We start from the raw sequence: 14,922 nt of genomic DNA, 5'->3' as shown, positions 1-14,922 counted from the left end.
AGTGCGAAATCATAGTCCTATACCAACGTATCACCATCCTTTCCGATATTGGAATGAAGTAAGTGAAGCTAGTTTATCGTTTTTCTTTAGCAACCGAGAAATTACACCAATTGAACCAAAAAATACCAAAACAACAACGTGATAAAAGATAGTGGTATTCCAAAACCGATCATCATACTGCTCAATCGAGGTTTTAAACCGTGCGTAGAAGCTAAAATACAAGCTGTAATCATTGGGGCCATAGCCGACTCTAAAATAGCAACTTGAATAATTTTAGAATGCTGTTGCAAAATCAATACATACAACACATAAATAAGAGCCGGGGTCAAAATTAATTTATACAAAAGGCCCAGTCCTAAAAACTTCCAGTGCTGGCTTTTCCGTTCAAAACGCAATTGCAAACCAACCGATAGCAAAGCCAAAGGAGTTACTGCGCTTCCCATTTTTTGAAATAAAACTTGGATGTACTCATGGAAATCCACATTACAAACATTCATCAAACAGGCTACTAAAAAAGTTATAAAAGGTGGAAAAAACAGAATCTTCTTGGCAATTTGAACACCATTTGGACTTCCGGTAGAGTATACTGTTGCCACCAGAATCCCTAAGGTCGAAAGCACTACAAAAGAACCGGGCTGATCTACTAAAATAGCCGTTTTCAAACCTTCTTCACCGTATAATGCTTCAATTATTGGAAAACCTAAAAAAGATGTGTTCCCTAAACCAGCCGTGATAATTAAACACCCAGTGAGTTTCTTAGACCAGCCAAATTTGTTTCCTAAAAAACTAAAAAACAAATAGGAAACTACAAATCCAATCCAGGCTACCCCAATAGGGAATAACAATTCAGGACTCCAGTCTATTTTTGGAATATAATACAAGGCCAGAGCCGGAAGGCAAATATAAATAACAAGCTTATTTAACAGCTTGTAAACACTAATAACAGGGAATGCTTTTATATTTTGCAGCACAATACCGAGGAATAAAAAAACAAAAATCAAGATAAAATTATTCATAATGGTGCAAAGATATTGACAAATCCTTTATAAACTCAATTCAAAAAATAAAATTATTGATTTAGCTGTGCATCAAAAGCGTGATCACGATCAATTTGATATTTTATGCAAATCACCATTCATTCACCATCCTTTTTTATTAATTTTACTTTTAAAAAAAGCTGCTTTGCCAAATAAAAAACTACCTCATTCTGCCCTTAACGAAAAACCTGGGATTTCTTCTCCTGAAGCTATCAGTGCTGCAGCGGTGGAACATATCCAGCAATTTAGAAAAATACAGCCTTCATCTAACGAACTCTTTAGCGGCATATTAGCGGGAAATATCACAGCTTTGAGTCGTGCCATTACGTTAGTAGAAAGTACAAACACCAACCATTTAGCGAAAGCCAATGAAGTCATAAATGCTTGTTTGCCTCACGCCAATAAATCCGTCAGAATAGGAATAACAGGGGTTCCCGGAGTAGGAAAAAGCACTTTTATTGAAGCCTTTGGTTTGCACTTGACCAGTTTAGGAAAGAAAGTAGCTGTTTTGGCAGTAGATCCGAGCAGTACCATTTCGCACGGAAGTATTTTAGGTGATAAAACCCGAATGGAGGAATTGGTTAAAGACAAAAATGCATACATCAGACCATCTGCTTCTGGGGAAACCCTAGGTGGAGTAGCCCGAAAAACCAGGGAAACCATCACGCTTTGTGAAGCCTGCGGTTTTGACACTATATTGATCGAAACGGTGGGTGTTGGTCAAAGTGAAACCGCAGTACACAGCATGGTAGATTTCTTTTTGTTGTTAAAAATTACCGGGGCTGGTGATGATTTACAAGGAATAAAACGCGGTATTATGGAAATGGCTGATGCTATCGTAATTAATAAAGCCGATGGAGACAATATCCGAAAAGCTCAATTAGCCAAACTGGAATTCAAGAGAGCTCTGCATCTTTTTCCGGCTAAAAAATCAGGCTGGATCCCTACCACTTCTACCTGTAGCTCCATAAGTCACGAAGGAATAGCGGAAGTTTGGGAAACCATTCATAAATTTCTGGAACTTACTAAAGTCAATAATTATTTCTTTGAAAAACGGAAAGAACAAAACCAATATTGGATGTTAGAAACCATCAACGAACAATTAAAAACTAATTTTTACAATAATCCGGAAATTCAAGTATCAATGAATGCAACTAAAAAAGCGGTGCAAAATGATGAAATTTCACCCTTTGCAGCCGCTCAAAAATTATTAGAAACCTATTTTAAAAAATAGATTTACTCCTCGTAAAGTTTGATTTCTCTATCGTAAAACTCATTGGCAAGAACAATTAATCCTTCCATTTCTGCATTTAGTTCGCCTTCATCCAGATCTTCGGCTTCTTCGATAAATTCGACTTCATCGTCTTTCAGATTGATAATAAATCGGGGATAATCCAAATGAATGATAAAAATATCTTCAGGAAAATCGGTGTTGTCGCCCAGTAAAAATTTTGGTAATTCCATGAATTTAATAGTTAAGTATTTATTGTTTTATTTATTCTCGCTTTGCATTACCAACTTTCTTGTCAATCTCGCAAAGCGAATATACAAAAATAAAGCGGCTGCCGTCAATCCTGCCAAAAGCCCGATCCAAATTCCAACTGCTTTTAGATTGGTATAGTTTCCCAGATAGTAGGAAATTGGAAAACCAATAACCCAATAGGACACAAAGGTAATATACATGGGGATTTTCACATCTTGCAAGCCACGTAAAGCACCAAGAACAACAACTTGAATTCCATCTGAAATTTGAAAAACAGCGGCTACTAACAGTAATTTTGATGTGATAGTGATAATTTCAGAATTATCAATCATTTGAGCCGAATCAGACATATTCAAAAATAAATGTGGCAAGTATTGATGAAACGCCACAAAAATAATGGCAAAAAATGTTTCTAAAATTATAGCCAGTAAAAAGATAGAACGGGCTACAACAATCAATTCTTTGTAATCATTCATTCCCTTGGTATGACTCACGCGGATCATAGCGGCAACACTCAATCCCATAGCGACCATAAATGTTGATGATGACAGGATGAGGGCTATTTGATTGGCGGCCTGACTGTTTTTTCCAATCGAACCTGAAAGCCAAATAGCAGCGGTAAACAATGCTACTTCAAACAGCATTTGCATGGCTGAAGGCAACCCAAGATTGATGATTTTTTTCAACACTGATTTTCGTATTTCCTTGAAACTGAAATTTTTGAAATATCGTTTTAATGCTGCATTTCTTTTTATTAAATAATGCATAAAAACGACCATCATAATTCTTGAAATGACAGTTCCTAAAGCCGCCCCAAGAATACCTAATTTAGGAAAAATCCAAATGCCATAAATAAGAACATAGTTAAAAAAAATATGCACCACATTAGCCATAAGTATGGCATACATAGAATATTTAGTTTTTGCTAAACCATCCGCAAATTGTTTGTATCCCTGGTATATTATTACCGGAATCAAAGAAAAAGCAACCCAGTCAATGTACGGAGCAGCCATGTCAGCCACTTCTTTGGGTTGGTGCATCAAGTACATAATTTGTTTGGACAAAACGGTCAGAATAAATAAAGCGACTCCAAGAACTGTACATAAAAGCAATCCATGGTGAAAAATAGAACGGATTTTATCCTCCTCTTTTTCCGCATCAGCTTCTGCAACTAAAGGAGTAATTGCTGTTGAAAATCCTATTCCTATCGATAACGCAATAAAGATGAAACTGTTTCCCAGTGATACCGCCGCCAGCTCCGTAGACCCTAATTTTCCTACCATGAAATTGTCAACAATCCCTATTAAGGTATGTCCCAACATTCCTAAAATTATGGGATACGCTAATCTTATATTATAAGAAAACTCTTTGAAGTATTGGGATAAATTCACTTTTTGCTTTTTTGATGGCAAATATAATTAGAAGCTTTCAATTGCATCACTACTATTTGATATATATCACTACTTTTTTAGTGAAACAGGCTGCAAGTTATAAATTCTATAACAAAACGAAATAATTGTATAACTTTTTCAGCATTGGTACTGTTACTTTTGATATGTTGTTTTGGGGGCAGTTTAACCTACAAAACAGAATATAAATTTAAAAAATACAATTATGAAAATCACAGAAAAAATGAAAATCGCATTTGCATGTACCATCGTAATGATGTTTGCAAATAATGTACAAGCTCAAGAAACAACCAAAGTAGAGCACTATGATCAAGGATTCCGTTTAGGAGTTGGTGTAAATGGTGGATATTCCGTAAATGATCCATACAAATTAACTTTAGGAGCCGATGCCAGATTACAATATGATTTATCAAAACGATATTCTGTAACCGTAACAACTGGTTTCAACAACTTATTTGTAAGTAAAGCTGATGGATCTGATCTAGGGTTTATTCCGGCAAAAGCAGGTTTTAAAGCTTTTATATGGGACGATCAATTTTATGTAATGGGAGAAGCCGGTGCTGCTTTTGCAGTGACTAACGGTTATAATGAAACCTCATTAATCGTAGCGCCAAGTATTGGTTACGCTACAAAATACATTGATATCTCTTTGCGATATGAGCACTATTCTGATTTTCCTAGAGTGAATAACAATGGAACTCTAGGAGAAGGTGTAGGACAAGTTGGCGTTCGTGTGGCTTATGGTTTCAAACTATAACGTTATTTTGCATTCGGTTAAAAACCGCAAACTTCCCGAATCAGGCTACACTTAACGATGTATCCATGCCTTGCAAACAAATCAAAACCCGAACCTGTTGTGCGCATGCATCACATCCTGCAACTCGCTCCATTTTGCCAATCACTTTAAAATCATCGGGATTTATAGATTTCATAACAAATAATTTATCTTTGCAACTCAAATGTAACAAACTATAAGGATTAATCCTGATGAATTTTAGGAGCATATTCCAGCTATTCGTTGCAATCTTTTATTATTTTAAAGAAAAATAATAAAAGGATTTCCACTATTATCTGGGCTAGGCACTTGTTTTCAAAACACATACAATGGAAAAATTCACACTCGAATTACTGTTTCAAATTATCGGCATTGGTTCCGCATCAGGACTTGTTTACAAAGACAATTCGCTACTGATTATTGGCGACAACAGCGGCTTTCTTTACGAATATCACATCGATTCCAAGGATTTAAAACGCTATCCGCTACTGGAAAATCCTACAGAGAACACGCCAAAAAAAGACAAAGCTGATTTTGAAGCCATAACCCATTTTGAAGACAGCGTGTATGTTTTTGGCTCCGGTTCCACCGAAAAAAGGAACAAAATGATTCAAATCAACTCCAGCCATAAAAGAGTAACTGCCACAAATGATATCACTAATTTATATGCAGCGCTGCAAAGTTTCGGGGAAATAAAAGCCGAAGATTTCAACATTGAAGGTGCCATCTACAATGGCAAAAGTTGGTTTTTAGTGAATCGTGGCAACGGAAGCGCCAATAAGAATGTCCTTTTTACCATCGAAGGAAAAAACCTCACTACTGATTTCGCTATTCTTTCAAACAACTACAAACTCCCAAAAATACAAGGAGTACGAAGTAGTTTTACCGATGCCGTTTTAGTCGACAACAGCATTTATTTTTTGGCCACAGCCGAAGATACCAAATCTACTTATGAGGATGGCGAAATTTCAGGAAGTCTTATTGGAAGCATCAACCTGACAACCATGAAAATCGATTTCACACAAAAAATTAGCAGCACCCATAAATTCGAAGGGTTGACTTTATACGCCAATTCAAAAGAAAAAATAGAATTTCTGCTCTGTGAAGACAAAGATACCGAGGTTTTAGAAACCGAAATTTACAAACTGACATTGGACAACAAATAAAGTCCATTTGATTAAAAAATGTTCGTTGCTGTCAAAATAGCAGAACGTTAAATTTAGATTAAATAGAAAATCAAAATAGATTTCAAATGTAAAACGGACTACTTTTACAGTAAACTTAGCCTTTTATTGGCCTAAAATAATTCTCCAAATGACAGATTTAAAAAATAAAAATGCCCTGATCACCGGCGCAGGAAAAGGAATTGGTAAAGCAATCGCTTTGGCCCTAGCCAAAGAAGGTGTTAATGTAATTTTGATTGCCAGAACACAGGATGAAATAGACAGCGTAGCGGCAAAAGTGCGTTCGTTGCGCGTAAAAGCACTTGCAATAACTGCTGATGTTGCTGATATCAACTCGGTAAACGCTGCCGTTGAGCAAGCATTGGCTGAATTTGGAACCATTGATATTCTAATCAACAATGCCGGAATAGCCGCTTTTGGAAAATTTTTAGAATTAGAACCTACGGATTGGGAACGCATCATTCAGGTAAACTTAATGGGAACCTATTATGTAACTCGCGCCGTTTTACCCAATATGATCGAAAGACAAACCGGGGACATCATCAACATTTCTTCCACAGCCGGATTAAGTGGCAATGCATTGACAAGCGCTTACAGTGCCTCAAAATTTGCCGTTTTAGGATTAACGGAATCGTTGATGCAGGAAGTGCGTAAACACAATATTCGTGTAACAGCCTTAACCCCAAGTACGGTTGCCACGGAAATGGCCAAAGATTTAAAACTGACCGACGGGAATCCGGAAAAAGTCATGCAAGCAGAAGATATGGCCGAATTAATTATCGCACAACTCAAACTTAACCGACGCGTTTTCATTAAAAACAGCAGTATTTGGTCTACGAATCCTTAAAAGTAGTCGGAAGTCAAAAGTCTTAAAGTCGAATGACCAATATCTAGTAAAAAAAAGCATTAAGGGATTAAGCATAAAACTTAATGAACTTAATCCCTTAATGGTTTTTTAATCTTTTGCTTATATGACTTATATGTTTAAAAACTAATTAAACCAAAGTTGTAACAAATTCCATTCGAACACTACCGTCTTCATCAATTTTTGTCAAATTGATTTTTTGTAATGTATTTACTAATTCCGGATTCCAAGGGGTTTTTACTTTCACATAGTTTTCCGTAAACCCGTGAATATAGCCTTCTTTATTTTCACTTTCGAACAAAACGGTTCTATTAGTTCCCAACTGACTTTCATAAAAAGCACGGCGTTTTTTGACGGATAAACTGCGCATCATTTTACTGCGTTTAGCCCGAACATTAGCAGGAACAATACCTGCCATGGTTGCTGCCTCAGTATTATCACGTTCAGAATAGGTAAAAACGTGCAAATACGAAATATCCATATCATTCACGAAATGATAGGTTTCCAGGAAATGCTCGTCTGTTTCTCCAGGGAAACCCACAATCACATCCACGCCAATGCAAGCATGCGGCATCACTTCCCGAATTTTATTTACCCTTTCAGTATAAATTTCACGTTGGTACCGACGCTTCATTAATTTCAAAATATCATTGCTTCCAGACTGCAACGGAATATGAAAATGCGGCACAAAAGTTCTGCTTTTTGATACAAATTCAATCGTTTCATTTTTCAATAAATTCGGTTCAATAGAGGATATTCGCAATCTTTCTATTCCTTCTACTTTGTCTAATTCCCGAACCAATTCCAGGAAAGTATGTTCGTGTTTTTTATTACCAAATTCCCCTTTTCCGTAATCCCCAATATTTACGCCGGTAAGCACAATTTCCTTGATGTTTTGTTTCGAAATTTCGGCTGCATTTTTCAATACATTTTCCAGTTCATCACTTCTGGAAATTCCTCTTGCTAATGGAATTGTGCAATAAGTACATTTGTAATCACAACCGTCCTGTACTTTCAAAAACGCACGGGTTCTATCCCCAATCGAGTAACTTCCCACATAAAAATCAGCTTCGGAAATCTCGCAGGAGTGTACTTCACCAAAATCATTTTTGGACAAATCATTGATATAATCGGTCAATTTAAACTTTTCGGTAGCACCAAGAACTAAATCCACACCATCAACAGCCGCTAATTCTTCCGGTTTCAATTGCGCATAACAACCCACCGCCGCTACAAAGGCTTTATTGTTCAATTTCATCGCTTTTCGCACAACTTGCTTGAACTGCTTATCCGCGTTTTCCGTAACGGAACAGGTATTAATCACATACATATCAGCCACTTCCTCAAAACCTACCCGATCAAAACCCTCGTCTTGCAGGGTACGGGCAATTGTTGACGTTTCTGAAAAATTCAGTTTACAACCTAGTGTATAAAAAGCAACTTTTTTTCTGTTTTCCATAAGATAACTCAATTAATGAAATCGTTGTCAAAAAATTAAGAGTGCAAATTTACGAACAATATTCTGAAAAATGAAATCAATAATTTTCTATATACTAGCATCGTGAAGTAGACTACTTTAGACTCAAAAGATGAAAAAAATAATTTTAATTATATTCCTTTTTAATGCAATTCAAGCAAATGCTCAAAACATTGTTGAATGGCATGATAAGTACCAAATGCAGCTTTCCGATTTTCAATCTAGCGCTACTCAAATTGGGAATATAAAATCAATAGTATTCATAACGCTTCCAGTCCTGATTTTGCGTTTCAAATGAGCAATATTGAGTTCCTGTTTACCAAGGATTTTAATTCAAAAGTGCTACGGCATCCATTATTGCAATTAAAACTAATACAGCAAACCATTTAGTGAATTTTGCTCAGTATGAATTTAATTTATCTGTACTCTATGCATAAAATTGCTAAAATAAATTTACAACCCAAAAGGAATTTTTTCTGACACCACCTTTTACAAGTGCTTTTTAACGCCGTTCAGAAACAATACAAGAAGGAATATGCAATTGCTTCAAAAACTACTGAACTGAGACAAAAAGAGAAAAGCTTTTAGAAATTCGAACAGGTCTCCTACAAAGATTACAACAATACCTTGATTTTTATATTAGTTGTAAAACTCTTAAAAAAAATCTTAGTTCAATATAAACCGTCTTACCACCTCAGCCACTCCATGATTATTATTTGATGCCACGATAAAATCTCCTCTGTGTCTTAATTCAGGATCCACATTATCCACCCAAATACCCAATCCAGCATATTCAATCATGGTTAAATCATTCCCTGCATTTCCAACAGCAATAATTTCACTTTGCAGAATATTTAATTTTTTGGCTAAAAATTCAATACTGGCTCCTTTATCAATTCCATTTTGTGCTACTTCCAGAAAAAACGGCTTAGACATGCTGACACTTAGATGCGGCATATCGATTTTCAGGTCTTTTTCTACTTCTTTAAGATAACTTGGCTCTTGCAATAAAATACATTTTACAGCTGAAGACTGCACTTCCTCTTTAAAACTCACCACTTTATTATGGGCTAAACCGGTAATTTTCTTTTCAATTTCTATGTATTCAGAATCCGTTTCACTTACAATTTTACCGTCAATATAGGTAATAATATGTGTCTTACTTTTTATACTATAATCGTACAATTCATGGATTTGCTTTTGTGTCAACATTTGCTCAAAAATAATTTTATCTTCCTTTAAATCGGTAATTACTGCCCCGTTGTAGGATATCATGTAGGAATTATCCAATTGTAGCTCTTTGGCGTAGGCAATCATTGCAGGTGTAGGTCGCCCAGAAGCCAGAATAACATAAACCCCTAATTCCTGCGCCTTAGCCAACATCTCTTTATTCTCGTCTGAAATGGTATGATCATCGTTCAACAATGTGTCGTCCATGTCCAAAACCAACATTTTATATTTCATTTTTATTTTTTAAACGTAGTAGTTTCAATTACTGCGGATTCACAAATTACTTTTTCAATTTGATTGAATTCTGACGATTGTCAAAAATTTGAAGAATACGAATTTTCATTTCAGAATGAATTTTATAAATAATTTTATACGTTAGAATAATCATTCTTCTGTATGGTTCTCCCAAGAATTCATCAAGTTGATATTGTTCCACAAAATGAATATTTTTACTTTGAATTACAATATCTCTGATACCATTTCTCGCTCCTTGAAGAGATTTTAATTTAATCAATTCAACTATTAATTTTAAATCGGCTTTCGCTTCATTATACTAAAGTATGGTAATTGGCTTTTGCATATTACCATTTCTCCATTTCTTTCTCTAAATCCTCAATAGTTGTATGTTTTTCTGATAAAATTCATCTATCAGCTTCTTTATAAACTGTATAACAGCTATAGTATGAGCAACAAATTTCTGGTCTAAAACAGATTTAAACACTATTATTTTCTCAGTTTACGTTCATGATCGATGTGAAGTAATCAATCCATCAATTCTATTTTTTTTCGCAGTTATATCCGTCTTATAGCCGTATTTGAATAGCAAATATACTAATTTAAATACTCATTCTGAATTCTTCAATAACGGGGTTTACTTTTGCAAACTCGGTTTCCTGAACAAACAATTCAACCGCCAAATCTGAATTTCCAAATCCTCCCAATCGAGCCGATTGTATATTGTTTTTCACTACTACATTTACACCAATCGCTTCGATTTTTTCTTGTAACGCCATTGCTAAAATTTCACTTCCCGAAAACACTTTCATTAATCCCATTTTACTCTTTATTTAATTGTTTAGCTCCGCAAAGTTTCCAACTTTGAGGATGCGTTAAATGTCTCCTGACCTTGTTATTTATAATCTAATATCCTGTTCTTAGCTCCCAGCTCCGCAAAGTTTCCAACTTTGAGGATGCGTAAAAGGTCTCCTGACCTTATTATTTTCAATGTAATATCCAGCTCCGCAAAGTTTCCAACTTTGAGGATGCGTTAAAGATCTCCTGACCTTGTTATTTTCAATGTAATATCTGTTCTTAGCTCCGCAAAGTTTCCAACTTTGAGGATGCGTTAAAGGTCTCCTGACCTTGTTATTTATAATCTAATAGTTTTCCCTATTTTATTTTGACCTCGTTACCAAATAAAATTATTCGTTATTGAAGACGGTTTTAAAACATCTATTACTGGATTGTCAACTTTTGTAATTGCTATGATTCCTTCATCATTTACATAATTCGATGCACTTGAATAGTAATAATGTGACGCTTTAATAACTATTCCCGCTCGTATTGGGTTCATGTGGATATAATCTAATTTAGACCACATAAATTTTTCAGAAAAGATTTCTTCGGGATGGCTGCCATATTGCCAAAACTGATATTTTTCATTACGCGTATGACTTTTACAAGCAAATTCAAATCGCTTTAACATCCAGTCTGCGCGACTTTCCGGTCCGTTTTCTATTTTATTCAAAATAGTCTTTGCGGTAAACTTTTTGAAATCTCTAATCAAATCAGATAATTTACTTTCTTCGGATTGAATAATCAAATGAATATGATTGGACATAATTACAAATCCATACAAAATCATCCCTTTGTTTTTTATGCAAAAATCCAAGCTTTCAATAATGCAATCTTTGTAATTTTTTCTAGAAAACACATCTACCCAATCTACAACTGTTGCCGTAATAAAATGAGGTTTTGATTGGTCTCGGATAATGTAGCCTTCTTTCATATCGTTATTATTTCAGTCTGAGACTTGACTACACCTCCTCAAAGTTAAAAACTTTGCGGAGCATAAGGAGTATAAATTATTTATTTCCTTCTAGCTATGGAAGTCATCTCCAACTTCAGGTTCTAAATCTTCCTCCTCTTCCTCTTCCTCTTCCTCTCCTCCATCAAAATCGAATTCAAAAGGCTCCACCAGCATTTTTTCAGCAAGAACCTCTATTCGCTCGGTGAATTGTTCCGACAAAATAATACGTTGGGTTTTGACAATGCTATTCGAAATACGCATGATTTTTGTCTCATGACGCAATTTCAAAATTGGATCTGCATCATCAAGAACAAGCATTTTTAATCGGTTTACATTATAACCAGCCGTAGTAAACATTTCACTTAGTTTATTTGGAGTCCCTATCAACACATCAATTCCGCTGGAAATATAATTCTTATCGTATTCCATATCTCCTTTGTCATGAACACCATAGACTTCTAAATTAGAATACTTCCCATATTTTTCAAATAGGGATTCCATTTCCAATACTTTCGCTTTGTCTTCAACAATTATCAAAGCCCTTGGCGATTCTTCGGTTGCTCCTGTCAATCTCTGAATTACATTTAGCACGATTGTAGTTGATTTCCCGCTTCCTTTTGGTGCAATAATAATACAATCCGAACCACTTTTTAGTGTCGAAAATGTTTCTTTTTGAATTGCATTGGCCTCAGTCAAACCGTTTTCAATCAGGGCTTGTTGTAACGCTTGGTTTATTTTTTTTAGTTTCATTTATTTTAGATTGAAAGATTAAAAATTAAAAAATTAAAAGATTAAAGCTATTGCCAAATCTTTAAATCATTAAATTTTTAAATCATTAAATTAATTTTATTTAGATGCGAATAACTTCACATCATTCTCAGAAATTTCGTTTCCGCCAAGGATAATCAAACGCTCCACTACATTTCGTAATTCCCGAATATTTCCTGTCCAATCATAATCCTGCAATAAATGAATCGCTGCTGAAGAGAATTTTTTTACCGCATTTCCTTGCTCCAAAGCAATTTTTTCGGCAAAATGAGCAATCAACATCGGGATATCATCCCGTCTTTCGTTCAATCCCGGAACTTTTATCAAAATCACGGCCAAACGATGGTATAAATCTTCCCGGAAACGTCCTTCGGCAATTTCGACTTTCAAATCTTTATTGGTTGCCGCAACTACACGAACATCGACTTTGATATCTTTGTCCGCTCCCACTCTGGTAATCATACTTTCCTGTAAAGCACGCAATACTTTAGCTTGCGCCGAAAGACTCATATCTCCAATTTCATCCAAGAAAATAGTGCCTTTATCTGCCGCTTCAAATTTTCCTGCGCGGTCTTTCACTGCGGAGGTAAACGCTCCTTTTACGTGACCAAATAATTCGCTTTCAATCAATTCCGATGGTATAGCCGCACAATTCACTTCGATTAAAGGGAAGTTAGCTCTCTCACTTTTTTCATGTAATTGATGTGCAACCAGTTCTTTTCCGGTTCCGTTGGGTCCCGTAATTAAAACTCTGGCTTCGGTTTGGGCTACTTTCTCAATCATCACTTTAATGTGATTGATGGCGTCGCTTTCGCCAATCATTTCGTAGTTTTTGCTGACTTTTTTCTTCAGAAATTTGTTCTCTACTACAAGTTGTTTTTTGTCCAAAGCATTTCGAACTGTATTCAACAATCGGTTTAAATCGGGCGGTTTTGAGATGTAATCAAAGGCTCCCAAACGCATTGTATTGATAGCCGTTTCCATATCGCCATGACCAGAAATCATCACCATAGGAATTTCGGGCTTGATTTTTTTGACGGCTTCCAGTACCTCAACACCATCCATTTTAGGCATTTTGATGTCGCACAAAACCAAATCGTAATCGTTATTTTTTATTTTTTCAAGACCTGCAAGACCATCTTCGGCTTCTTCCACCTGATAAGTATCATTTTCTTCCGAAAGTATTTTTGTAAGTACTCTTCGAATGGCGGCCTCATCTTCTATGATTAGTATTTTTGACATCTCTTTTCTTTATTGGGTTAATCAGTTAACCAAATAACCGATTAAACTTCTATTAGTATTTCAACCATTTATATAATTCCCTCCAAGTGGGTTTCTTGCCATACATTAGTATTCCTATTCGGTATATTTTTGCGGCAAACCAAACTACAGAAAAGAAGGTGCCAAATAGCAGCGTTACTGAAATGGCGATTTGCCACAAAGGTACGCCAAACGGAATTCGCATCAGCATAACAATTGGTGATGTAAGCGGAATCATTGAAAAAATAACGGCAATTGTTCCGTGTGGATCATTGATAACCGTAAAAAAACCAACGTAAACACTCAGCATCAATGGCATAATGATAGGTAAAAGGAATTGTTGTGAGTCCGTCTGATTGTCTACTGCGGCACCAATGGCTGCGTAAAACGAACTGTACAAAAAATAACCGCCGATGAAATAAATCACGAATCCAATCAAGATATTTGCAATGGGCAGATTCCATAATTCCTTAATATACATTTGGGCAGTTCCAGTCATTTCCTGCTGTGCAGCTTGCATCAATTCAGGCGAAACGCTGGAGCTTGGACCCACATTTACCCCAAAAAAGACTGAGGCTGCAAACATTAATGAGAGTCCAATGATAGCCCAAATAAGGAACTGCAGCAATCCGGCTAGCGCAGTTCCAATGATTTTGCCCATCATCAGTTGAAACGGTTTGACCGAGGATATAATAATCTCTACAATTCGGCTGGTTTTCTCTTCGATCACACTTCGCATCACCATGTTTCCGTAGATGATTATGAACATCATTATGAGGTATCCAAATGCGCCACCAATCCCAATTTTGATTTCGTTAAGTCCTTTGACACTCTCTTCACCCGATGCTTTCGTCAAACTAATATTGACTTGGGCCTGGGCTTTTTTTATGGCAAGCGTATCTAAATGTGCTTTTTCTAAATTGTTTTTAGTCAATTTATTAGCAATCACATCCTGAACTTTTTCTATAAAGGAAATACTGGGACTGTTGTTTGAAATAAACTGTATTTTATTTTCGAAATCCTTTGTGTGTTCTGACTTTGGAATATACAATAGTCCTTCATAGCGCTCGTCAGCGATGCTGTCTTTCAAAAATTTTAAATCTACAAGAGATAAATCGAGGTATTTGTACTGGCTGTTGTTGTTGTTTTTAAGTATAAATTCTTTAACGAACAAACCTGATTCATCATGAATGGCGATGCGTTTGGTATCCGCTTTCATGGAACTTAAATAGCCTATAAATGCTGCTATCCCAACAAATAACAACGGACTTAAAAAAGTCATTACAACAAAAGATTTATTACGCACTTTAGTAATAAATTCTCTTTTTATGATTAATGAAATGATACTCATTTTTTAGACTGCTTAAATTTTTAAATTACTTAGATTTTTTTAGAACAATTAGAT

The 14,922-nt window shown here is 35.7% G+C and carries 16 protein-coding genes; 5 read left to right on the top strand and 11 right to left on the bottom strand.

Annotated elements, in window-relative coordinates:
* Positions 1-101 precede the first annotated feature (101 nt).
* Complete coding sequence (locus EKL98_RS06460) at positions 102-1,016, bottom strand: AEC family transporter (RefSeq protein ID WP_126453692.1); 915 nt, start codon at positions 1,014-1,016, stop codon at positions 102-104.
* A 166-nt stretch (positions 1,017-1,182) separates the two neighbouring features.
* Between EKL98_RS06460 and meaB the strand changes: the two genes are divergently transcribed.
* On the top strand, positions 1,183-2,271 hold the full coding sequence (gene meaB / locus EKL98_RS06455; protein ID WP_126561834.1) for a methylmalonyl Co-A mutase-associated GTPase MeaB: 1,089 nt from the start codon (positions 1,183-1,185) through the stop codon (positions 2,269-2,271).
* A gap of 2 nt (positions 2,272-2,273) precedes the next feature.
* On the opposite strand, the gene EKL98_RS06450 is transcribed toward meaB, so the two are convergent.
* Positions 2,274-2,501 (bottom strand): hypothetical protein, encoded by a 228-nt coding sequence (locus EKL98_RS06450; protein ID WP_126453696.1) that lies wholly within the window; start codon positions 2,499-2,501, stop codon positions 2,274-2,276.
* A gap of 27 nt (positions 2,502-2,528) precedes the next feature.
* The gene (locus EKL98_RS06445) at positions 2,529-3,911 is read right to left on the bottom strand and encodes an MATE family efflux transporter (RefSeq protein ID WP_126561833.1); all 1,383 of its coding nucleotides are present in this window, start codon (positions 3,909-3,911) and stop codon (positions 2,529-2,531) included.
* Between the two features lie 223 nt (positions 3,912-4,134).
* Here EKL98_RS06445 and EKL98_RS06440 point away from each other — a divergent pair, with 223 nt between their 5' ends.
* Positions 4,135-4,686 carry a hypothetical protein gene (locus tag EKL98_RS06440; RefSeq protein WP_126461169.1) on the top strand — a complete coding sequence of 184 codons (552 nt, stop codon included), beginning with the start codon at positions 4,135-4,137 and terminating at the stop codon, positions 4,684-4,686.
* A 40-nt stretch (positions 4,687-4,726) separates the two neighbouring features.
* Here the strand turns inward: EKL98_RS06440 and EKL98_RS17835 are convergent, their stop codons facing one another.
* The gene (locus EKL98_RS17835; protein WP_126561832.1) at positions 4,727-4,933 is read right to left on the bottom strand and encodes a hypothetical protein; all 207 of its coding nucleotides are present in this window, start codon (positions 4,931-4,933) and stop codon (positions 4,727-4,729) included.
* 100 nt (positions 4,934-5,033) lie between these two features.
* Here EKL98_RS17835 and EKL98_RS06430 point away from each other — a divergent pair, with 100 nt between their 5' ends.
* A complete protein-coding gene (locus EKL98_RS06430; protein ID WP_126561831.1) occupies positions 5,034-5,870 on the top strand; it encodes a DUF6929 family protein in 837 nt (278 codons plus the stop codon).
* 148 nt (positions 5,871-6,018) lie between these two features.
* Entirely contained in the window at positions 6,019-6,735 is a 717-nt protein-coding gene (locus EKL98_RS06425) for a 3-ketoacyl-ACP reductase (RefSeq protein WP_126461175.1), read from the top strand.
* A gap of 148 nt (positions 6,736-6,883) precedes the next feature.
* Here the strand turns inward: EKL98_RS06425 and mtaB are convergent, their stop codons facing one another.
* The gene (mtaB, locus tag EKL98_RS06420) at positions 6,884-8,212 is read right to left on the bottom strand and encodes a tRNA (N(6)-L-threonylcarbamoyladenosine(37)-C(2))-methylthiotransferase MtaB (RefSeq protein WP_126461178.1); all 1,329 of its coding nucleotides are present in this window, start codon (positions 8,210-8,212) and stop codon (positions 6,884-6,886) included.
* Positions 8,213-8,342: 130 nt separating this feature from the next.
* On the opposite strand from mtaB, the gene EKL98_RS06415 reads away from it, so the two are divergent.
* Complete coding sequence (locus tag EKL98_RS06415; protein ID WP_126555233.1) at positions 8,343-8,528, top strand: hypothetical protein; 186 nt, start codon at positions 8,343-8,345, stop codon at positions 8,526-8,528.
* 368 nt (positions 8,529-8,896) lie between these two features.
* On the opposite strand, the gene EKL98_RS06410 is transcribed toward EKL98_RS06415, so the two are convergent.
* From EKL98_RS06410 to EKL98_RS06385, 6 genes are all read right to left on the bottom strand, one after another.
* Entirely contained in the window at positions 8,897-9,694 is a 798-nt protein-coding gene (locus tag EKL98_RS06410) for a Cof-type HAD-IIB family hydrolase (protein WP_126561830.1), read from the bottom strand.
* A 602-nt stretch (positions 9,695-10,296) separates the two neighbouring features.
* Complete coding sequence (locus EKL98_RS06405) at positions 10,297-10,515, bottom strand: DUF2007 domain-containing protein (RefSeq protein WP_113633582.1); 219 nt, start codon at positions 10,513-10,515, stop codon at positions 10,297-10,299.
* A gap of 353 nt (positions 10,516-10,868) precedes the next feature.
* Positions 10,869-11,468: an REP-associated tyrosine transposase gene (locus tag EKL98_RS06400; RefSeq protein WP_126461188.1), complete on the bottom strand. Its 600-nt coding sequence runs from the start codon at positions 11,466-11,468 to the stop codon at positions 10,869-10,871.
* A 90-nt stretch (positions 11,469-11,558) separates the two neighbouring features.
* A complete protein-coding gene (locus EKL98_RS06395) occupies positions 11,559-12,239 on the bottom strand; it encodes a DEAD/DEAH box helicase (RefSeq protein WP_126561829.1) in 681 nt (226 codons plus the stop codon).
* 96 nt (positions 12,240-12,335) lie between these two features.
* Positions 12,336-13,499, bottom strand: coding sequence for a sigma-54-dependent transcriptional regulator (locus EKL98_RS06390; protein ID WP_126461194.1), 1,164 nt, complete (start codon positions 13,497-13,499; stop codon positions 12,336-12,338).
* A 52-nt stretch (positions 13,500-13,551) separates the two neighbouring features.
* Positions 13,552-14,868 (bottom strand): ABC transporter permease, encoded by a 1,317-nt coding sequence (locus tag EKL98_RS06385; RefSeq protein WP_126561828.1) that lies wholly within the window; start codon positions 14,866-14,868, stop codon positions 13,552-13,554.
* Positions 14,869-14,922: the final 54 nt, after the last annotated feature.

Source organism: Flavobacterium bomense, assembly GCF_003970355.1.
Note: the sequence above shows the minus strand (reverse complement) of the source record. Positions and strands in the feature narration are given on the sequence as shown.